General features: G+C 35.0%; 20 protein-coding genes and 1 tRNA gene. 13 read left to right on the top strand and 8 right to left on the bottom strand.

The annotated features are described in order from the left end of the window. Positions 1 to 22 precede the first annotated feature (22 nt). Positions 23 to 1,180 carry a galactokinase gene (gene galK, locus ES765_RS10185; RefSeq protein ID WP_138113848.1) on the top strand — a complete coding sequence of 386 codons (1,158 nt, stop codon included), beginning with the start codon at positions 23 to 25 and terminating at the stop codon, positions 1,178 to 1,180. 67 nt (positions 1,181 to 1,247) lie between these two features. Here galK and ES765_RS10180 read toward each other — a convergent pair whose 3' ends face one another. Beyond that, entirely contained in the window at positions 1,248 to 2,093 is an 846-nt protein-coding gene (locus ES765_RS10180; RefSeq protein ID WP_138113846.1) for a DUF2911 domain-containing protein, read from the bottom strand. A 92-nt stretch (positions 2,094 to 2,185) separates the two neighbouring features. Further along, complete coding sequence (locus ES765_RS10175; RefSeq protein ID WP_138113844.1) at positions 2,186 to 3,358, bottom strand: T9SS C-terminal target domain-containing protein; 1,173 nt, start codon at positions 3,356 to 3,358, stop codon at positions 2,186 to 2,188. A 174-nt stretch (positions 3,359 to 3,532) separates the two neighbouring features. Here ES765_RS10175 and ES765_RS10170 point away from each other — a divergent pair, with 174 nt between their 5' ends. The 3 genes from ES765_RS10170 to ES765_RS10160 are packed head-to-tail and all read left to right on the top strand — an operon-like array spanning position 3,533 to position 6,031. Then, positions 3,533 to 4,030 (top strand): SRPBCC family protein, encoded by a 498-nt coding sequence (locus ES765_RS10170; RefSeq protein ID WP_138113842.1) that lies wholly within the window; start codon positions 3,533 to 3,535, stop codon positions 4,028 to 4,030. After that, on the top strand, positions 4,031 to 4,720 hold the full coding sequence (locus tag ES765_RS10165; RefSeq protein ID WP_138113840.1) for an SDR family NAD(P)-dependent oxidoreductase: 690 nt from the start codon (positions 4,031 to 4,033) through the stop codon (positions 4,718 to 4,720). It begins immediately after the preceding gene. Then, complete coding sequence (locus tag ES765_RS10160; RefSeq protein ID WP_138113838.1) at positions 4,721 to 6,031, top strand: cryptochrome/photolyase family protein; 1,311 nt, start codon at positions 4,721 to 4,723, stop codon at positions 6,029 to 6,031. 3 nt (positions 6,032 to 6,034) lie between these two features. Here the strand turns inward: ES765_RS10160 and ES765_RS10155 are convergent, their stop codons facing one another. Next, positions 6,035 to 7,084 carry a DUF6340 family protein gene (locus ES765_RS10155; RefSeq protein ID WP_138113836.1) on the bottom strand — a complete coding sequence of 350 codons (1,050 nt, stop codon included), beginning with the start codon at positions 7,082 to 7,084 and terminating at the stop codon, positions 6,035 to 6,037. A gap of 263 nt (positions 7,085 to 7,347) precedes the next feature. Between ES765_RS10155 and ES765_RS10150 the strand changes: the two genes are divergently transcribed. The 3 genes from ES765_RS10150 to ES765_RS10140 all read left to right on the top strand — a co-directional run bounded on the left by ES765_RS10150 (position 7,348) and on the right by ES765_RS10140 (position 10,335). Then, on the top strand, positions 7,348 to 8,775 hold the full coding sequence (locus tag ES765_RS10150; protein ID WP_138113834.1) for an amidohydrolase: 1,428 nt from the start codon (positions 7,348 to 7,350) through the stop codon (positions 8,773 to 8,775). Between the two features lie 87 nt (positions 8,776 to 8,862). Next, a complete protein-coding gene (locus ES765_RS10145) occupies positions 8,863 to 9,306 on the top strand; it encodes a VOC family protein (RefSeq protein ID WP_138113832.1) in 444 nt (147 codons plus the stop codon). A gap of 30 nt (positions 9,307 to 9,336) precedes the next feature. Then, positions 9,337 to 10,335, top strand: coding sequence for a pirin family protein (locus tag ES765_RS10140; RefSeq protein ID WP_138113830.1), 999 nt, complete (start codon positions 9,337 to 9,339; stop codon positions 10,333 to 10,335). Between the two features lie 403 nt (positions 10,336 to 10,738). Here ES765_RS10140 and murA read toward each other — a convergent pair whose 3' ends face one another. From murA to ES765_RS10120, 3 genes are all read right to left on the bottom strand, one after another. Continuing rightward, the gene (gene murA / locus ES765_RS10130) at positions 10,739 to 12,046 is read right to left on the bottom strand and encodes a UDP-N-acetylglucosamine 1-carboxyvinyltransferase (protein ID WP_138113828.1); all 1,308 of its coding nucleotides are present in this window, start codon (positions 12,044 to 12,046) and stop codon (positions 10,739 to 10,741) included. 16 nt (positions 12,047 to 12,062) lie between these two features. Then, complete coding sequence (locus tag ES765_RS10125; protein ID WP_138113826.1) at positions 12,063 to 12,719, bottom strand: DUF4290 domain-containing protein; 657 nt, start codon at positions 12,717 to 12,719, stop codon at positions 12,063 to 12,065. Positions 12,720 to 12,799: 80 nt separating this feature from the next. Next, the gene (locus ES765_RS10120; RefSeq protein WP_138113824.1) at positions 12,800 to 13,087 is read right to left on the bottom strand and encodes a DUF493 family protein; all 288 of its coding nucleotides are present in this window, start codon (positions 13,085 to 13,087) and stop codon (positions 12,800 to 12,802) included. 87 nt (positions 13,088 to 13,174) lie between these two features. On the opposite strand from ES765_RS10120, the gene ES765_RS10115 reads away from it, so the two are divergent. The 5 genes from ES765_RS10115 to ES765_RS10095 all read left to right on the top strand — a co-directional run bounded on the left by ES765_RS10115 (position 13,175) and on the right by ES765_RS10095 (position 17,701). Beyond that, a complete protein-coding gene (locus tag ES765_RS10115) occupies positions 13,175 to 13,744 on the top strand; it encodes an AAA family ATPase (RefSeq protein ID WP_249356315.1) in 570 nt (189 codons plus the stop codon). After that, positions 13,728 to 15,632, top strand: coding sequence for an ATP-dependent DNA helicase RecQ (locus ES765_RS10110; protein ID WP_249356314.1), 1,905 nt, complete (start codon positions 13,728 to 13,730; stop codon positions 15,630 to 15,632). The genes ES765_RS10115 and ES765_RS10110 overlap by 17 nt, the downstream gene beginning before the upstream one ends. A 1-nt stretch (position 15,633) precedes the next feature. After that, positions 15,634 to 16,581 (top strand): methionyl-tRNA formyltransferase, encoded by a 948-nt coding sequence (gene fmt, locus ES765_RS10105; protein ID WP_138113818.1) that lies wholly within the window; start codon positions 15,634 to 15,636, stop codon positions 16,579 to 16,581. Positions 16,582 to 16,756: 175 nt separating this feature from the next. Then, positions 16,757 to 17,029: an HU family DNA-binding protein gene (locus ES765_RS10100; RefSeq protein ID WP_058102542.1), complete on the top strand. Its 273-nt coding sequence runs from the start codon at positions 16,757 to 16,759 to the stop codon at positions 17,027 to 17,029. A gap of 111 nt (positions 17,030 to 17,140) precedes the next feature. Next, a complete protein-coding gene (locus ES765_RS10095; protein WP_138113816.1) occupies positions 17,141 to 17,701 on the top strand; it encodes a YqgE/AlgH family protein in 561 nt (186 codons plus the stop codon). Here the strand turns inward: ES765_RS10095 and ES765_RS10090 are convergent. Continuing rightward, positions 17,698 to 18,555 (bottom strand): aminotransferase class IV, encoded by an 858-nt coding sequence (locus ES765_RS10090; RefSeq protein ID WP_138113814.1) that lies wholly within the window; start codon positions 18,553 to 18,555, stop codon positions 17,698 to 17,700. The genes ES765_RS10095 and ES765_RS10090 overlap by 4 nt on opposite strands. Before the next feature lie 51 nt (positions 18,556 to 18,606). Beyond that, positions 18,607 to 18,990, bottom strand: coding sequence for an START-like domain-containing protein (locus tag ES765_RS10085; protein ID WP_138113812.1), 384 nt, complete (start codon positions 18,988 to 18,990; stop codon positions 18,607 to 18,609). Positions 18,991 to 19,128: 138 nt separating this feature from the next. Between ES765_RS10085 and ES765_RS10080 the strand changes: the two genes are divergently transcribed. Continuing rightward, a tRNA-Met gene (locus ES765_RS10080) sits at positions 19,129 to 19,202 on the top strand. The last annotated feature ends 84 nt before the right edge of the window (positions 19,203 to 19,286 follow it).

Raw genomic sequence — 19,286 nt, 5'->3', positions numbered from 1 at the left:
CTAATAGTTTAGCCGAAATTTTATGGTCTATAAAAAAGTTACATCATATTTTAAAGAACATTATAATTCTACCCCTATAGTAATTAAAGCGCCAGGGCGAATAAATCTAATAGGCGAACATACCGATTATAATGAGGGTTTAGTGCTACCTGCATCGATAGAAAAAGGAATTTATTTTGCGGTTTCTAGTACCGAAATTGATTCAATATGTATCGAAACTTTTCTTACTCAACCAGAAAAGATTGAGTTTAAGCTTAATGGTAAGCACGAGAAATATAATTGCTTTTGGGGAAATTATTTTAAAGCAATTATCGAAATTCTAGTCTCTGAAAATTACCCTTTAAAAGGTATGAACTGTGTTTTTGGTGGTGATATTCCCATCGGATCAGGGCTTTCCTCCTCTGCTGCACTTTGTTGTGGTTTTATTTATGCAATTACAAAAGTTTCAGAAAAGGATCTTTCAAGGGAGAAAATTGCGTTAATTGCCCAAAAAGCTGAACATAAAATTGGTTTAAATTGTGGTTTAATGGATCAATATGCTGTTCTCTTTGGAAAAAAAGGAAATGCATTATTCCTAGACTGTAAAGATTTAAGTCATCAATTTATACCCATAAACTTGGAAGGGTATAGTTGGGTATTAATCAATTCAAATATAAAACACAACCTCGCAGTCGATTCAGAATATAATAAGAGACGTATTTCTTGCGAGAATATCGTAAGGGAAGTACAGCAAAATAAACCAGAAATTAATTCACTTCGTGATGTTACTTTGAAAGATGTACAAAACATAACTGAGCATTCTGATGCCATTGATATAAAGCGGGCAAAATATGTTATTGAAGAAAATGAGCGTGTACTCCAAATGATGAAAGCCCTAACTAAAGGTGATGCAGAAGGTGTTGGAAATATTTTAAAAGAAGGTCATTGGGCAATGTCGACCCAATATGAAATAACTACATCAGAATTGGATGCCCTTGTAAAGTTAGGTGAAGGCTTAGAAGGCGTGATGGGCTCGAGAATGATGGGTGGTGGATTTGGTGGATGTACTATAAATCTTATTCAGACTACACGATTAGAGTCCTCTATTTCTTCAATACTTGAAGCGTATAAAAACAAAACAACTATTGATGCAGAATACTACCATTTAGCTATTGATGATGGTGTTAAAATGGTTCAATAATTTTAAAATAAAAAAGTTCATGTATATTTCGTACATGAACTTTTTCAATATAATCGGGAGATTTTAATTACTTAGAACCCCATTCTTTTAATGAATCGTTGTTCATTTTAATATAGTCATTATTACCAGCTTCTGTAGCTCCTACCAATGACTTTTTAGCAGCTTCAATAGCTCCTTTTTTATCACCTGCTTTTGCTAAAATCAAAGACTGTTGTCTAAGTTGCCAATATGCTGGTTTTTCTGTCATTGACATTGCCTTACCCATCCACTCTTTGGCTTTACTGATATCTTTTCCTTCACTAGAGTAGTAAACCGCTGCTGCATAAAAATCATCTGCAGAAGGTCCGTTCAATGCTTTGTCGATATTTTGCATAACTGTTGCATCTGTTGGAACACTAAAAGGAACAGCAACGTATGTATTCTCCCAAATAATACCAACATTGGCACCAGTACTCGCAACATCATCAATAGTAATAGTAAAGGTTTCAACTGGCATATCCATCTTGTAAACTGGCACGGTCAAATGTGCAACTACCTTACTTTTCTCCCAATCGCTTGGTATACCTCCACCTACGATATCAGTATAAAAGAAAACTTCCCAATTAGAAGCTCCTGGCTTTGTGAAAATAGAATACGTACCCGCTTTAACTTCGCTGTCAGCAATCGTTACATTTGTATCAAAAGTGATTGTCGTATAGTCATTTGCCCCTGTGCGCCACAATTTATCAAATGGAACCAAATTTCCGTATACTTTTCTTCCCCTCATAGAAGGTCTAGAATAGTCTATCATTACTTCTGTCAAACCTACAGTTTGCATCAATTTTGCCGATGGACTTGGGGCAGGGGTATTTATCTGTGCCTCAACAGTTAGTGAAGCTACAATTGCTAATAAAAAGAGTACTACTTTGTTCATGATTTTTGTTTGATTAGTTTATAAATGCAAAATTATATATAAACTAACGTCAGTTCTGTTAACAAAATCTTAAATACCTAAGGTTCTTTATATTAATAAACTACGAAAGGTGTTGCGATGACACCATCTTCAAGATATAAGGTTAAGTAATAAATCGAAGTTTCTAAATGTTGTGATATGGTACCTTCCTTTTCAACCTCACCCAGATTTTCCCAAACCTGTCTTCCTAACACATCAAATATTATTTGACCATATACTGCTTTGTTTGTGGATAAAGAATAGTGGTATTGATTCGTATTATTATCCTTAAAGATGATAAGCTTATGATTATCATCAGTATTCTCAGGCATTTCTGGTTCTTCAGGCGTGATCGGTTCTTCCGGCTCTATAGGTTCATTATTCAATAGCTGAAAGGAAAATAATCTAGACACTGATTCAATTGTTGGACTTTGCCTAGAATAATATTCAGAAGTAAAGAAGTAATTGGTTGAATCAACCTGCGTTAGTCCTTCTGATTGTACAAAATTTAACCCAAGAGTTTGCTGGGTGTATCCTTCAAAGAGGGATTGAGTGTCCAAATTTTCAACAACTCCGATAAAAGGGCTCAATATAGATGAGTAGCCAATAAGTACCAATCTATTTGATGCTATATCATACGTGGCATCAGTAATAAGTCCGACATCTTTAATAACTGCTATCCTAGTAGCCACGTAAACTCCTGGCATTTTAGATATTGTGTAAGCATCAGAACCTTGACTTTGCCATTGTTTGGTCAAAATAATTAACTGATCATCTAAAACGAAAAAAGCTTCAGCATCCCAATCACTATTTCCATTATTGGCAAAGTCTTGTTGATCTTCGTACGAATAGCTTATCGTAGTTGCAATGACAGTATCTGAAGATATAAAATCTGACTTGGCAATTCTATGAATAGCCAAATCTCTTCGAATACCAACGTTATTACCAAAATCTCCTATATAAATATAATCTTCATCTTGAGTTATGGCTTCCCAATCAATATTAGCTACATTGGTTATGGTGACTATTCTTTTTATAGAAAGGCTCAATGTATCCAATTCGTACAACAGTGGTTCATTCCCAGAATCGTTATGGGTTACTAAACTTTCGTTGAAATAAATCAATCCTGAAGTTTCAAATACCCCATCGGGTAGTGTTCCAATAGTCTGTAAATTCTCCTGTGCTTGCAAATTAACAGTCAGAAAAAATAGTATTCCAAATCCTATCTTTTGGATAATTCCATTCATAAGTACAAAATAAACGACTATAAAGTTAATTCCTTGTATATAAGCGACCTAAATTTATTTTAATCGATAAACTAGGTTCAATTTTAAAATTTCATGTAAGATTTTAATTATTGTTTAACTAATTTTATGTCTAGTTAAACAATAATAGATTCTATATTTGTTAAAATTCAGCGTATGAAATTATACCAACTACATTCAAAACAAGCTTTACCTATTTCAAAGAACAAAGCTTGGGATTTTCTTTCAGACCCAGCGAATTTAAAAGTAATCACTCCAGAGCATATGGGATTTCATATTTTATCTGGTGTTGATCGGCCCATGTTTGCCGGTCAAATTATACAATATAAAGTATCACCTTTTCCAGGTTACACGACTAAATGGGTAACTGAAATAACTCATGTTAAAGAAGGTAATTATTTTGTAGATGAGCAACGATTCGGACCCTATGCCCTCTGGCATCACAAGCACTTTATAAATGAAATAGAGGGAGGTGTTGAAATGGAAGATATTATTGATTACAAAATTCCTTTGGGAATTTTAGGACAATTAGCACATCCACTTATTGTTAAAAAACAATTGTTGGAAATATTTAAGTATCGCGAACAAAAATTAAAAGAATTATTTGGAACCATTGAACACCTTCCAAATGAATTAATATTAAACTCTTTCTAAATGAAAAACATATTACTTATCGGAGGATCACACGGAATTGGCTTATCAATTGTCAATGAACTTAAAGAAACACATAAGCTGTTTGTAGCATCACGTACAGGTGAGTCATTATCACATGAAAACGTTACTCATATTCAATTTGATGTGACGAAAGATGATTTGGATTTATCACAACTTCCAGAAAAACTAGATGGCTTTGTTTACTGCCCGGGTAGCATAAATTTAAAACCTTTTAAAATGATGAGCCTAGAAACGTTTAAGGAAGACATGGAGCTCAACTTTTTTGCATTGGTTAAAGTGGTTAAGCAAATTATTTCAAAAATGAACGAAGGTTCTAGTATGGTGTTTTTTAGTACTGTAGCCGTTGGCACAGGTATGCCTTTTCATACTAGCGTAGCAGCTGCTAAAGGAGCGATTGAAGGCTTCACTAAATCAATGGCAGCAGAATATGCCCCAAAGATTAGAGTAAATGCAATAGCGCCCTCGCTGGTGGATACTTCTTTGTCGAGTAGACTTTTGAGCAATGATAAGAAAAGAGAATCTATGGATGCAAGACACCCTTTAAAAAGAGTAGGGAAACCAGAAGACATTGCCAGTAGTGCAGTATTTTTGTTAAGCGACAAAAGCACTTGGGTAACCGGTCAAATCATTGGTGTTGACGGTGGTCTATCTACTTTAAATATAACCTAAATGACAAAAAATAAGGTATCAATTTTCTGGTTTAGAAGAGATTTACGGCTCGATGATAATGTGGGGTTTATAGAAGCACTTAAAGGTGATTATCCTGTTCTTCCTATATTTATTTTTGATGAAGAAATACTTTCAAAATTACCTAAAGATGACCCAAGAGTAACGTTTATACATAACACGTTACAATCCATGCGGAGTCAACTTCAGGAAGAAAATGATAGCTCCTTGGCCTTATACCATGGTAAACCTCTTGAGGTATTAAAAGAACTTACAGAAGATTACGATGTTAAGAAAATCTATACTAATAGAGATTACGAACCTTATGCGAAAGGCAGAGATACTGCGGTAGCAGCTTTCTCATTAGAAAAAGAAATTATATTTGAAACATTTAAAGATCAGGTGATTTTTGAAAAATCTGATATTGTAAAAGGTAATGGTGAGCCGTATGTTGTATATACCCCATATAAGAATAAATGGAAAGAAAATTTTGATGCAGATAAAGATTTAAATATTCACTGCATAAATCAATACGTATCAAATCTTATACGAAATTCACGCCTACCAAATTTATCCCTCAATGATCTTGGTTTTGAAAAATCTGAAATAATTATTCCACAATATAAAGTTAGCCCTTCTCTCATTGACAATTACGAAGACACTCGTAATTATCCCGCTCTGGACAGTACTTCACATTTAGGTCCACATTTACGTTTCGGCACCGTTTCGGTACGTAAAATGATAAAAAAGGCAATTGCAGAAAAAAATGAAGTATTCTGGAGCGAATTAATTTGGAGAGAATTTTTCATGTCTATTCTGTGGCATTTTCCGCATACCGTCAGTAATGCTTTTAGAGCTAAATATGACCGTATTGATTGGAGAAACAATGAAGAGGAATTTGAAAAATGGAAAAATGGTAAAACAGGTTATTTATTGGTAGATGCAGGAATGCGTGAATTAAATGCCACTGGTTATATGCACAACCGAGTTCGTATGTTAGTGGCTAGCTTTCTTTGTAAACATCTATTAATTGATTGGCGTTGGGGGGAAGCCTATTTCGCTGAAAAATTATTGGACTATGAAATGAGTTCTAACGTTGGCAATTGGCAATGGGCGTCTGGTAGCGGCGTAGATGCAGCACCTTATTTTAGAATCTTCAACCCAATGACACAAGTCGATAAGTTTGATAAAAACAAAGAGTACATTAAAAAATGGATTCCTGAACTTGAAACCTCAAATTACCCAGAAAAAATGGTAGACCATAAAATGGCAAGAGAACGTTGTTTAGATACCTATAAACAGGCTTTGAACTAACTTCTATTTTGCTAATTGACGGTTTAATTCTTGTTGATTTACCACCCTCGTTTTTAGCATATTTACATAGGGTAAACCTTCTTTGTTACCATAGTCTGCATATGCTTTTGATGCAAACTCAATCGCTTGATTTAGATTGCCATTAATTTCATTGCTTATGGCCATATTATAATAAGCTCTGCCAGCTACTTTTAATTTAGGGTTATTTAATTCTGAATTCCATAATTCAGCAGCACCGTCCCAATTTCCTACTAGAGCACGTCTTTTTGCGATTTTAAAATTAGCACTACCTCTAACAAAATAATCTCTTGCGATTCGAATACGTTCAGGTTTGGTATAGAGCGCATAGTTGGCACCCAAATTAGCACTTATACTGAATACGGCTTCTTTCCGCCCAATAATAGCTTCTAATGCCTTTAAAGGGTTTATACCTTCGCCTTTAGAAAAAACGTGATCATTTGAAATGTATTCATCTACAATAGTTCTATCTGCCGGATCATATATACGCCATCCATTTTTTATAACTGTATTCAATTTTATTTTGTGTCCAGGTACTTCAGCCACAATCCCTAAATTGTTAGGAATTCTTACCATAGTCATTTCATAACCTGCTGCGGTATCTGTATCATAAAATTCGAGCGAGAATAAAACATCAACACCATGCTCTTTACAAATTTGGTCTACAATGTCCCAGGAAAGTGCTGCTGGAAAAACACCTAGGCCTTTTTCAAAATCCTGTTGACTCTCAATGATTTTAACGGTATCGAAACGTTTTCCCCGTTCTAGCTCATACTGTAAACCCGAAATTGCTTGTTGCGCACCCTCCTTATCTAAGTGAAGTCCTTCCAAGGATAGCACTTTATCGATTTTATCTACTATTTTATTTTTTTCCGAAACAACACTTCTATTTATAATTCCAACATGAGCTACATCAGATGCAATTGAAACCTGTGCTGGTTGCGTTATAACCATCGTCAATCTATTCGTGGAACTACAAGCAATAAATAAAAATGAAAGGGAAGCCAAGAGTACTATAAAAACGAAATTTTTCATAATTAAGATGTTTTAAAGTACAATGATTTGATTATTAACGAAAAATGAGACTTTAAATTATAGTATTACCGAGCTTTCCTTGTTTTAAAATTCAAATACACGATATGAGAATCAAATTTACTCAGCCTGATTATAAAACTTGCACATCCTTCAAGTAGCACCTTTAATTAAACAGTGTAATTTGGTATATTTACTTTTATATTATTTCAAGCGTACATCATAAAAGAAGGTTTGGAATTTATTACTAACCAATACTATATAAAATGAAAAAAACAACACTGCTCGTCTTATGTCTATGCATAAGTACATCAGTCTTTTCTCAAAAATTGAGTAAGGATAAAAATCAAATTATCGCTTCAGTAGAAAAGCACAAAGAAGAACTTATTAAAATAAGTGACTCCATCTGGGCACTTGCCGAAACTGCATTCGATGAAAGTGAATCTTCAAAAATTTTAGCAGACTATGCCGAAAAAAATGGTCTTACCGTAACACGAGGTGTTGCTGACATACCTACGGCTTTTACAGCTACCTACGGTTCTGGTAGTCCGGTTATTAGTATTTTAGGTGAGTTTGATGCCTTGCCAGGCATTTCTCAAAAATCATCTCCCATTAAAGAACCCTTGGAGCCGGGTGCTGCGGGTCATGGTTGTGGCCACAACCTGTTTGGCACAGCTAGTCTTGGTGCTGCAATTGCTATAAAAGAATTAATGGATGCTGGCAAAATAACAGGAACGGTCAAATTTTTGGGCACACCGGCAGAAGAAAAATTTTTCGCAAAGGTTTGGATGGTTAAAGCCGGCCTTTGGGATGATGTAGATGTAAATGTAAGTTGGCATCCATCTGCAGGTATAGAGGCAGATGTTCAAAGCGGATTGTCACTTATTGATTTTATTGTTGAATTTTATGGCCAAGCTGCACATGCCTCTATGGACCCATGGAATGGACGTAGTGCTGCCGATGCCTTAGAGTTATATACAACAGGAATCAATTATTATAGAGAACACATTTTACCAACTTCTCGTATTCATTACCACATACAGGATGGCGGACAGGTAGTAAACGTGGTACCTGATTACGCAAAACTTTGGGTTCGTGTTAGAGACCCTAAAAGATCAAAAATGCTACCAACTTATGAGCGTGTAAAAGCAATGGCAGAAGGAGCCGCAATTATGGCCAATGTAGATTATAAAATATCGTTAGTTTCTGGGATCTACGAAACCTTGGTAAACCGTTCTGGTGGAGAAATAATGCAGCATAACTTAGAATTGTTAGGCCCAATTTCATATACAGAGCAAGAAACAGTATTCGGTAAAGCGATTCAAAAAGCAACTGGCAAACCTGAAATAGGGATGGACGGTAATGTGTATCCTTTAAAGGAAACAGAAGAAAATCCAGGTGGTGGTTCTACTGATGTTGGTGATGTAAGCTGGAATGTTCCTAATATTAACTTGGGAGTTTCTGTTGCTCCGGCAGGAACTCCTTGGCATTCATGGGCCGTAGTGGCTTGTGGCGGAATGTCAATTGGACATAAGGGAATGATTCATGCATCGAAAGCAATGGCTATGACCATGTTAGATCTTTTCAAAGAACCAAAGTTGGTGAGCAAGGTTAAAGAAGAGTTTAAGACACGCAAAGGCGACGAAGTCTACGAACCAATGATAGAAGGTCCACCACCATTAGACCAAAAATAAAAAGTAATAATTTGAAAAGAAGCTACCTTAAACTGTAGCTTCTTTCATTTTTAAGTAACTTGAAAGCTCTAAAACTTAAAATTTATAATGAAAAAATTAATACTATTATTACTCTTTATTTCGGGTTCGTGCGCATCCGCACAGTCTTTTGATTTTCAATATGATCATTATTCAGTTATCGTTAAAGATTTAGACAAAGTAGGTGCATTTTACAAAGACATATTGAACTTAAAGGAAATTCCACATCCATCTGCCCCATCAGGTTTTAAATGGTTTATAATACAAGGGAATTCACAATTACATTTAATTGGAAAGGATAGTGTAGCTATGGAGCATAGCAAAAGCGTTCATCTATGTTTGGCAACTCAGAAACTAGATAAACTCATTACCTATCTTGAACAAAAGAATATTACCTATTGGGACTGGCCAGGAACGAAAAATTCAGTCACCCTAAGAGCCGATGGCGTTCGTCAAATTTATTTGAAAGACCCAGAAAATAATTGGGTGGAAATTAATAATGCCCCGCATTAAATTAGCACGTCATTCTAATCAACGTACATCATGAGCGATGAAATCAAAAACATATTCAAATTAGATTTTCCATGGCAAACTCAGGATCCATTTTTATTCTGTGTATACCACTTAGACCATTACCCTAAAGGGAATGGTGCGTTAGGGCCTATAGCTTCTTTAGCGGGCAGAAATCTAGGTAATGATTTTATAGTGAAAGATGGGTGGCGTATGTACCATGGCACAACCATTCCCGGATTTCCAGCGCATCCACACCGTGGTTTTGAAACCATAACTATCGTTAATAAAGGGTTTTGTGACCATTCAGATTCTTTGGGAGCTGCTGGTCGTTTTGGTGAAGGAGACGTACAATGGATGACTGCAGGAAGCGGTGTGCAACATGCAGAGATGTTCCCATTATTACATACCGAAAAGGAAAATACCTTAGAACTTTTTCAAATCTGGCTAAACCTACCTAAAAAAAGTAAATTTGTTGAACCTCATTTTAAAATGCTTTGGCATGAAGATATTCCAGTGCTAAAATTAGAGGGTGGGACTGTAAAAATAATTTCAGGTGATTTCAACAATCATATAGCCCTCAATCCGGCACCAAATTCATGGGCCACTGATAGTGAAAATGATGTTGCCATTTGGAATATTCAGATCAATGCCAATGGCACGATAATACTACCAAAAGCAAATATAGATACGATTCGTACTATTTATTTTTATGAAGGAAGTTCTTTGGATATTTCGGGGGAACTTATAACTCCTAATCATGGAATAGTGGTAGATTCTACAAAGGTGATCGAACTTAAAGCTATGAATAGTGATGCCAATATTTTGGTTCTACAAGGCAAACCAATAAATGAGCCCGTAGCCAAATACGGTCCGTTTGTAATGAATACAGAAGAAGAATTAGAAAATACAATGGATGAATTTAGACTCACACAATTTGGTGGTTGGCCCTGGAGATATCCAGATCATACACATGAGACCAAACGTGGCAGATTTGCTAAATATCCTGATGGTAGTTTAGTAGAAAAATAAATGCTTGAAATAACACGTTTAATTTGTGATACAGGCCTAGTGGTCTTGATATGGATTGTTCAGCTAATCATCTATCCAAGTTTCTCCTTTTATAAGTTAGAAAACCTTTATAAATGGCATGAAATATATACCAAGAGAATTGCCGTAATCGTAGTACCATTAATGGTTGGCCAGATGATTGTTACCGGTATACAACTGTATAGTCAACAAAATTTTTATACAATTACCAGTGCTATATTAGTTCTTAGCGTTTGGCTTTCAACTTTCTTATTATTTGTACCGTTACATTCGAATATATCAAAGAAAATAGCAGTTCAACTATCTGTAGAAAAACTAAAACTCCATAATTGGCTAAGAACCATATTATGGAGTTTACTATTTTTATTAACGTGTTATTTCAACTTTAGACTCTAACAATTTTAGCACCTATAGCACGTAATCTTTCATCTATATTTTCGTAACCACGATCAATTTGCTCGATATTATGAATAGTAGAAGTTCCTTTCGCCGATAACGCAGCAATCAATAAAGAAACACCTGCCCTAATATCTGGTGATGTCATTGTCGTTGCCTTCAATGTCGATTTGAAATCATGACCAATTACGGTAGCCCTATGTGGATCACAAAGAATGACCTTGGCGCCCATATCCAATAACTTATCAACAAAAAACAATCGGCTTTCGAACATTTTTTGATGAATAAGTACCTCTCCTCTAGCCTGAGTAGCAACAACTAAAATAATACTCAATAAATCGGGTGTTAATCCTGGCCATGGAGCATCGGCAATGGTTAAAATAGAACCATCTATATAATTTTGAATTTCATAGCCATCCTTATGTATCGGTATGTAGATATCGTCACCTCTTCGTTCTACCGTAATCCCTATTTTTCTAAATACAGATGGTATTTGACCTAAGTCGTCCCAACTTACATTTTTAATAGTCAACTCACTTTTGGTCATGGCCGCTAAACCGATCCAGCTTCCAATTTCAATCATGTCGGGTAACATTCGGTGTTCGGTTCCACCTAGTTTATCGACACCGTCAATAACTAATAAATTGGATCCAATACCAGATATTTTTGCCCCCATCCTATTCAGCATTTTACATAATTGCTGTAAATAAGGCTCACATGCAGCATTATAAATTGTCGTTTGACCTTCTGCCAAAACCGCTGCCATAACAATGTTCGCAGTTCCGGTTACAGAAGCTTCATCTAACAACATATAGGTTCCGATTAATTTCTCGGCTTCAACACCATAGAAATATTCCTCACGGTTATATCTAAACTTAGCACCTAACTTTATGAATCCTTCAAAATGGGTATCCAAACGTCTTCTACCAATTTTATCACCACCAGGTTTAGGAATATATCCTTTTCCAAAACGCGCCAATAATGGTCCCACGAGCATTATAGATCCTCTCAGCCCTCTTCCATCTTGCTTAAATTGGTCAGACTGTAAATAATCCAAATTCACATCATCTGCCTTAAAAGTAAAGGAGCCTTTACCTTTTTTTTGGATTATTACGCCTAAATCCTCCAAAAGGGATATTAGCTTATTTACATCAACAATATCTGGAATGTTGTTGATTGTTACTTTTTCATCTGTAAGTAATACGGCGCAAAGTATTTGAAGTGCTTCGTTCTTTGCCCCTTGAGGTGTTATTTCACCAGATAGTTGGTGACCTCCTTCAATTTTGAATGTTCCCATCTAGACACGTGGAAATTTAATAGCGTTTCTTACCGCGGTTATTATTTCTTTGATTTTTATTTCCTGTGTTAGTAGACCTAGGTGTTTTAGCAATTCGATTTTTAAGGAATTGTCCACTGTCAGTTAAACTTTCCCCTTCTGCGGCTAAATCTATACGACCATCACTTAAATCAAATAAGTGCTTAAAAATTGCTTTATCATCAACAACATCTTTATTCCAATTCAGGTAACATTTTTTCATGTGATTGGCAATGGCATACTCTAAACCAGAGCGTTTATCGCCTTTTTCCCATTCAACTGCCACATCGACCATACGTTTAATATTATTTCCGTAAAACCGATATTTGGGAAAATTCTGAGGATATTCTAAAGCCTCAGGTCTTTGTTTTAAAATCTCTTTCGAGGTAATTGGAAATGGTGATTCTACTTCCAATTTAAAATCGGACATAATGAATAATTGATCCCAGAGTTTATGTTGAAAATCAGGTACATCACGCAAATGGGGCTGTAAATTACCCATTACGCTAATAATGGATTGAGCTACTTTATTTCGCTCAACTGAATCTTCAATAGAAACGGCATGATCTACCATTTTTTGAAAATGACGCCCATACTCAGGTATAATTAAATGCGAACGCTCTGTATTGTATTCTAGGTTTTCTACTAAGTGCAAATTGAAATATTTAGCTTAAAATGTTGAAGAAGTATTCTATAACGTTGCCAATTTAATAAAATTATAGATGAAATGCTATTTTACAGAGAGATAACCCCTTCTATTTCCCCTACTTCTTTGTATTTTTTAATTACGTCATCTGGACTCTTTAAATTAACAGTTATCGAAACACTGGTATATTTTCCTTTTTTGGATTTCTTTGAATCAATCACCGCCCCCATATTATCGAATATTTTATGGATCTGATCAACCTTATCAGTGTCGCTTTTCACTATAAATTTATAGAGATAATTCGATGGCCACTTAGAGGTATCCTCTAATTGTCCTCTTAACTTTCTATAAAACTCATCTGGGTTATTTTCGTCCATGGCTTCAACTTTATGCAAAGATAAGTGTAATGTACCAGTTTTTTAATACTCAAGGTTTATGTACTTTTGTAGGTTAATACTATTAAATTGAGCAGCAAAAGGATTGTCATAACTGGAGGACCAGGAACAGGTAAGACCGTATTGATTTCTTCACTTGAAGAAAATGGCTTTCATTGTTTTCATGAAGTTATACGAACCATGACCTTGGATGCATTGAATGGTATAAAATTTGATGATACGTTAGTAAATCCGATAGCCTTTGTCGATGATGCCAAAAGCTTTAATGACCAACTCATAAGTGCTCGATTAACACATTTTACAGAGGGTAAGATAATTAACAAGAAGCATCTATTTTATGACCGAGGCTTACCCGATGTTTTGGCGTACATGAATTATTTTGAACAAGCTATTGAAAAGAGGTATGTCGATATATGTTCTGAAAATCGTTACGATGAAATATTGATTTTACCACCTTGGGAAGAAATTTATGTGCAGGACACTGAACGTATGGAAAATTTTGAACAGGCCTGTGGTATTCATGATTATTTGGAAAAAATTTACATAGAATTAGGATACAAGCCCATTCAAGTTCCTTTTGGCACTATAGGCGAGCGTTTACAATTTGTTTTGGAACTTATTAATGAAACCGGTGAGTAACACACCAAAAGACATCTTATCTAAATTTTGGGGCTTCGATAATTTCAGAGGTTCGCAGGAAGAAATAATTAATGCCATAGTCAGTGGTGAAGATGTTTTAGGATTGCTACCAACCGGTGGGGGTAAATCTATTTGTTTTCAAGTACCGACTTTAATGCAAGATGGTATTTGTATCGTAATCTCTCCTTTAATCGCTCTAATTGAAAATCAAGTTGACAACCTTCAAAGCCTTGGTATAAAAGCCATAGGATTAAAGGGAGGGCTAAAATTTAACGACGTCGATAAATTACTTGACAATTGTATTTACGGTAATTATAAATTTCTCTATCTCTCACCAGAGCGGTTACAACAAGAATTGGTTCAAGAACGTATTAAGGCAATGAATGTTTCTTTATTCGTTATAGATGAAGCACATTGCATTTCGCAATGGGGACATGACTTTAGACCATCATACCTTGGTTGTAGCATTCTCCGTGAATTACACCCTGATATTCCTGTGGTTGCCCTTACCGCTACGGCAACAAAAAGAGTTAGTGACGACATTGTTGCCTCACTAAAACTTAAAGAACCATTAGTTAAAAAGGATTCCTTTTATAGAAAGAATATAGGGTTTGGTGTGATTTTAACTGAGGATAAAAATAATTACCTCAAAAGATATTGCAAACGTATAAATCAAAGCGCAATTGTTTATGTGCGTAGCAGAAGAAAAGCTGAAGAGTTGTCAAATTACCTCTTAAAAAATGGATTAAAAGCAACTTTTTATCATGGCGGAATCGACCACAAGTCAAAAACGAATCGCCTTAATTTATGGTTGCAAGACAAGGTATCTATAATGGTAGCCACTAATGCGTTTGGCATGGGCATAGACAAACCAGATGTTGAACTCGTGGTTCATTATCAAATACCCGATAGTTTAGAGAATTATTTCCAAGAAGCTGGCCGAGCAGGTAGAAATGGGGCTTTTGCGAAAGCAATTCTCCTTACAAATAGTTATGATAAATCTTTGATGAAAAAGCAATTTTTGGAGGTATTACCAGATGTAACTTACATAAAAATGATTTACCGTAAGTTGAACAACTACTTTCAAATTGGGTTTGGAGAATTTACCGAGGAAAAATTTCAATTGAATTTTAATGAATTTTGTTCTATTTATAAATTGAATACTTTCTTGGCGTATAACGCTCTACTCCTATTAGACCGAAATTCGGTCCTTTCTTTATCCGAAAACTTTTCTAAAAAAACAACTATTAAGTTTAAAGCTGATAAGGATACGATTTACAGGTATATTGCCCAAAATCCAAAACTTGATAATTTTATTAAGGTAGTACTCCGAACCTATGGTGGCCTATTCGAATTCGACACCCAAGTTAACACCTACCTATTAGCCAAAAAAATAAATTTATCAGAATTTATTGTAAACCTAAATTTCGAACAACTTGCAAAAGATGATATCATAGACTATACCAATATTCCTAGTGACTTAGAACTATTGTTCTTAGTACCTAGGGATGATGACCGGACTATAAATCGATTTTCAAAAACCATAGTAGAACAAAACCAAGTCAAAATAGATAAGGTTTCTAAAATGTTGAACTATGTCGAAAATGAAACGGTGTGTAGAAGCGCCCAGTTGTTAGATTATTTCGGTGAAAAACAAGAGAGTGTATGCGGGATCTGTGATGTTTGTGAAAAGAATAAATTAGAAAAATCGGATATATTTAAAACCAAAGCACAAATAATTCGTCTTTTAAAAGTAAAAAAGGCAACTTCTAGAGAACTTCAAGTAGGGCTTACTATAACAAAAGAATTATTGGTTGCTGCTTTACAGGAGTTATTGGAGGAAAATTACATTTCATTAAATTCTATTAACGAATACGAACATATATAATATGGAAGCTTTAAGAATTGTATTTATGGGTACACCAGATTTCGCTGTAGGGATTTTGAATATGCTCATCAAAAAAAATCATACTATAGTTGGTGTAATTACGGCACCAGACAGACCGGCTGGCAGGGGAAGGAAATTAAATGAATCTGCGGTGAAAAAATTTGCTATTGAAAACGAATTAAAAGTATTGCAACCCACAAATTTGAAGGACGAGAAGTTTTTAGAAACCTTAAAATCCTTGAATGCCAATCTGCAAATTGTCGTAGCCTTTCGCATGCTACCAAAAGTGGTTTGGAGTATGCCACAATATGGCACGTTCAACCTGCACGCCTCATTACTACCGCAATATCGCGGTGCGGCCCCTATAAATTGGGCGCTAATTAATGGTGAGACTAAAACTGGGGTAACTACATTCTTTATTGATGAAAAAATAGATACTGGGGCAATCATATTACAAGACGAAGCTATCATTGAAAAAACAGATAATGTAGAAGATTTACATGATAGACTTATGCATTTGGGAGCAGAAACAGTAAATAGAACGGTAGAGCGTATTCAAAATGAGAATTTTGAAACTACCAAACAGGCTAATGAAGTTACGCTTAAGGCTGCTCATAAAATAGACAGAGAAACTTGTGAAATAGATTGGAACAAACCACTAAATGAGATATATAATTTTATTAGGGGTCTTAGCCCCTACCCTGCAGCTTGGACTACACTATTTAATGCTGACCAAAAAATAGTTACGAAAATCTATAAAGCAAGTTTACTGCCTGAACAACATAAACTACCCAATGGGTTGCTAGTTTTTACTAAAAAAGATTTGAAAATTGCAGTACAAGGTGGTTACCTAAATTTAGAGGAAATCCAACTTCAAGGTAAAAAAAGGATGCTTGTTAAAGATGTATTGAACGGCCTCAATTTAGATAAAAATGCTAAAATGGGGTAAACCCCCGTACCTATTGGGCTGGGAGAACTGCAAAAAACATCTACTTTATTAACAAACCCCCTGAGTTATCAACAAAATAAGGCATTTCCCCCCGTTTTACTTGTGTTGGTCATAAATCCATATAAATTTGTTATTAAGTATAAAATTATTTTAATCACAATTAATTAATCACATTATGAACAAAACAGAATTGATTGATGCAATGGCAGCTGACGCTGGCATTACAAAAGCTGCGGCTAAAAAGTCATTGGAATCTTTCTTAGGAAATGTTGAAAATTCTCTAAAAAAAGGAGATAGAGTTTCTTTAGTAGGTTTCGGTTCTTGGTCCGTATCTAAAAGAAATGCAAGAGAAGGTAGAAACCCATCAACTGGAAAAACTATTCAGATTGCAGCTAAAAATGTAGTTAAGTTTAAAGCAGGTGCTGATTTAGGCAAAGCTGTAAACTAGTTTTACAGAGATAAATTTTAAAAAGCGCCTGTACAGGCGCTTTTTTTATTTCCATGTTTTTTGCGATTAAGAGGATTTATCTTACTTTAGGTATATAATCAGAACTCATAAATGGTCACCTTAAAGCCAACCAAAGGCAAATTACTTATTGCAGAGCCCACATTAACGGGAGATGTTTCTTTCAATAGGTCGGTAGTATTATTAGCAGAACATAGTACCGAAGGCTCCGTAGGTTTCATTTTAAACAAACCTTTAGAATATCAAATAAGTGATTTTGTAACAGAAATAAAATTACCATTTCAGGTTTATAATGGTGGCCCCGTAGAACAAGATAATCTTTACTTCATTCATAAGGTTCCACATTTAATTGATAATAGTGTAGAAATATCTGATGGTATATATTGGGGCGGTGATTTTGAAACTACCGTTGAATTAATCAATAAAGAAATTATTTCTGAAGATGATATCCGCTTTTTTCTTGGGTATTCTGGTTGGTCATCGCTACAACTAGATGAAGAACTTTCTTCAAAATCATGGATTGTTGTTGAAAATGAGCATGAGAGCAGAATTATACAAAAGGCTGCCAATGCATTTTGGAAAGAAAACATGATTCAATTGGGTGGAGATTATTTACTATGGTCCAATGCTCCTGAAAACCCTAGTTTGAACTAAATACTTTTGTTTAACGACAATCGTGCTGCGGCATTCAACTTCCCTATTAATGCTTTTGCAACAGCATTAGTGAAATTTTTCTTTCGATATTTTGTTATTGGAATAATCCCATCGATACTATTTATTGCAAATAATTCATCTGCCTTTTGTAGCTCAAAAGGCGAAATACTTTCTTCCAGTAATTGATATTCATCTAATTTTGAAATAATATCCATTAGTTTTCTTCTCAGAATGCCATTTAAACATCCATCAGCAAGCGGTGGTGTTTTTATCGTATTTCCATGAATCAAGAAAATATTTCCATTCAATGTTTCTATCACCTGCTTTCTCTCATTTAGTAGCAAGCAATCTTGGTAATCATTCTCACGTGCATAAATACTCCCGACCACATTCAATATTTTGTTGTTCGTATCAAGGTTTGAGAGCATGGTTGTATTTTTATAGAAGTCTTTATAAAGTTCTACCTCATAATCACGTTCTTCAATTGTATAAAAAGGGTTTTCTATATCGATGGTTGAAATTACATAAGAAATAGTATTATCAGACCGCTTATAATCACTTGTACTGTTTCTAAATACTGTGAACTTAATTCTGTTAGCTTTATTGGAATTAGGTTGTGATAGGACCCTTAAAATCTCTTCTTCCATGAACTCCATAGTAAAGTGCATAGGTATCTCCATTCGAAGTATTCGCATAGAAGACATCAACCGTAAATAATGTTCTTCTAGAAAAAATACATCTCCATTAACTACCCGCAGTTCTTCAAAAACAGCATCACCTAATTGTAAACCTCTATTATTTCCATCAAGAAATGTCGCATCCTCATTAAGAAGTTCTCCGTTGAAATTTAGCATAAAAAAGCCTTAAAAAATTAAGGCTCAAAGATACTGTAAATAAGAATATTTTTAGGATGATCCCAACACTTGCTTTAAATCGGACACTTGATTGGTCCAGAGCATCTTAGATTCATCGACCTCGTCATCTTCTGCAAAATCAGTAATAAACAAAGAAACATCCTTGGTAATTTCGTCAACAATTATTTTCATTTCAAAATAACTATTGTCTTCTGCTTCTTCCCAAGCAAAACGCACGAATTCATCGGTTTTTCTTTTTAATAATTTTGCTTCTTCCTCGGCACCGTCCCAAATAAAGGTGAACATCTCACCTCTTAAATTGACGTTGTCTGCAAACCATTCTGATAAACCAGACGGTGTGGCCAAATATTGATATAACATTTGTGGTGAAGACTGAATTACAAACTCTATTTCAAATTTTATTTTATCGCTCATTTTCCTACTACTTTATGCCGAGCAATATATATATTTCTAAATGATTAAAAAATAAATGTACCGTATAAATTTTTTAAGTTGCTTTACTTGAAGAACAAATAAATTACCATTACATTTGCAGCCGATTAAAAATAATACGGCGAGGTAGCTCAGTTGGTTAGAGCGTCGGATTCATAACCCGGAGGTCGCGGGATCGTGCCCCGCTCTCGCTACATTAGTAAAATCAAGCAAAACAACGGTTTAGTTCACTCTAAACCGTTTTTTTATGTCTATATTTCTACAAACAATTACCAATG

The organism is Maribacter sp. ACAM166 (genome assembly GCF_005771495.1).
Classification (GTDB): Bacteria; Bacteroidota; Bacteroidia; order Flavobacteriales; family Flavobacteriaceae; genus Maribacter.
This window is presented reverse-complemented; position numbering and strand designations above follow the sequence as displayed.

Excerpts from the sequence above, each read along its gene's own strand:
- galK (WP_138113848.1), top strand. The coding sequence starts at position 23 with ATGGTCTATAAAAAAGTTACATCATATTTTAAAGAACATTATAATTCT.
- ES765_RS10180 (WP_138113846.1), bottom strand. The coding sequence starts at position 2,093 with ATGAACAAAGTAGTACTCTTTTTATTAGCAATTGTAGCTTCACTAACT.
- ES765_RS10175 (WP_138113844.1), bottom strand. The coding sequence starts at position 3,358 with ATGAATGGAATTATCCAAAAGATAGGATTTGGAATACTATTTTTTCTG.
- ES765_RS10170 (WP_138113842.1), top strand. The coding sequence starts at position 3,533 with ATGAAATTATACCAACTACATTCAAAACAAGCTTTACCTATTTCAAAG.
- ES765_RS10165 (WP_138113840.1), top strand. The coding sequence starts at position 4,031 with ATGAAAAACATATTACTTATCGGAGGATCACACGGAATTGGCTTATCA.
- ES765_RS10160 (WP_138113838.1), top strand. The coding sequence starts at position 4,721 with ATGACAAAAAATAAGGTATCAATTTTCTGGTTTAGAAGAGATTTACGG.
- ES765_RS10155 (WP_138113836.1), bottom strand. The coding sequence starts at position 7,084 with ATGAAAAATTTCGTTTTTATAGTACTCTTGGCTTCCCTTTCATTTTTA.
- ES765_RS10150 (WP_138113834.1), top strand. The coding sequence starts at position 7,348 with ATGAAAAAAACAACACTGCTCGTCTTATGTCTATGCATAAGTACATCA.
- ES765_RS10145 (WP_138113832.1), top strand. The coding sequence starts at position 8,863 with ATGAAAAAATTAATACTATTATTACTCTTTATTTCGGGTTCGTGCGCA.
- ES765_RS10140 (WP_138113830.1), top strand. The coding sequence starts at position 9,337 with ATGAGCGATGAAATCAAAAACATATTCAAATTAGATTTTCCATGGCAA.
- murA (WP_138113828.1), bottom strand. The coding sequence starts at position 12,046 with ATGGGAACATTCAAAATTGAAGGAGGTCACCAACTATCTGGTGAAATA.
- ES765_RS10120 (WP_138113824.1), bottom strand. The coding sequence starts at position 13,087 with ATGGACGAAAATAACCCAGATGAGTTTTATAGAAAGTTAAGAGGACAA.
- ES765_RS10110 (WP_249356314.1), top strand. The coding sequence starts at position 13,728 with ATGAAACCGGTGAGTAACACACCAAAAGACATCTTATCTAAATTTTGG.
- fmt (WP_138113818.1), top strand. The coding sequence starts at position 15,634 with ATGGAAGCTTTAAGAATTGTATTTATGGGTACACCAGATTTCGCTGTA.
- ES765_RS10100 (WP_058102542.1), top strand. The coding sequence starts at position 16,757 with ATGAACAAAACAGAATTGATTGATGCAATGGCAGCTGACGCTGGCATT.
- ES765_RS10095 (WP_138113816.1), top strand. The coding sequence starts at position 17,141 with ATGGTCACCTTAAAGCCAACCAAAGGCAAATTACTTATTGCAGAGCCC.
- ES765_RS10090 (WP_138113814.1), bottom strand. The coding sequence starts at position 18,555 with ATGCTAAATTTCAACGGAGAACTTCTTAATGAGGATGCGACATTTCTT.
- ES765_RS10085 (WP_138113812.1), bottom strand. The coding sequence starts at position 18,990 with ATGAGCGATAAAATAAAATTTGAAATAGAGTTTGTAATTCAGTCTTCA.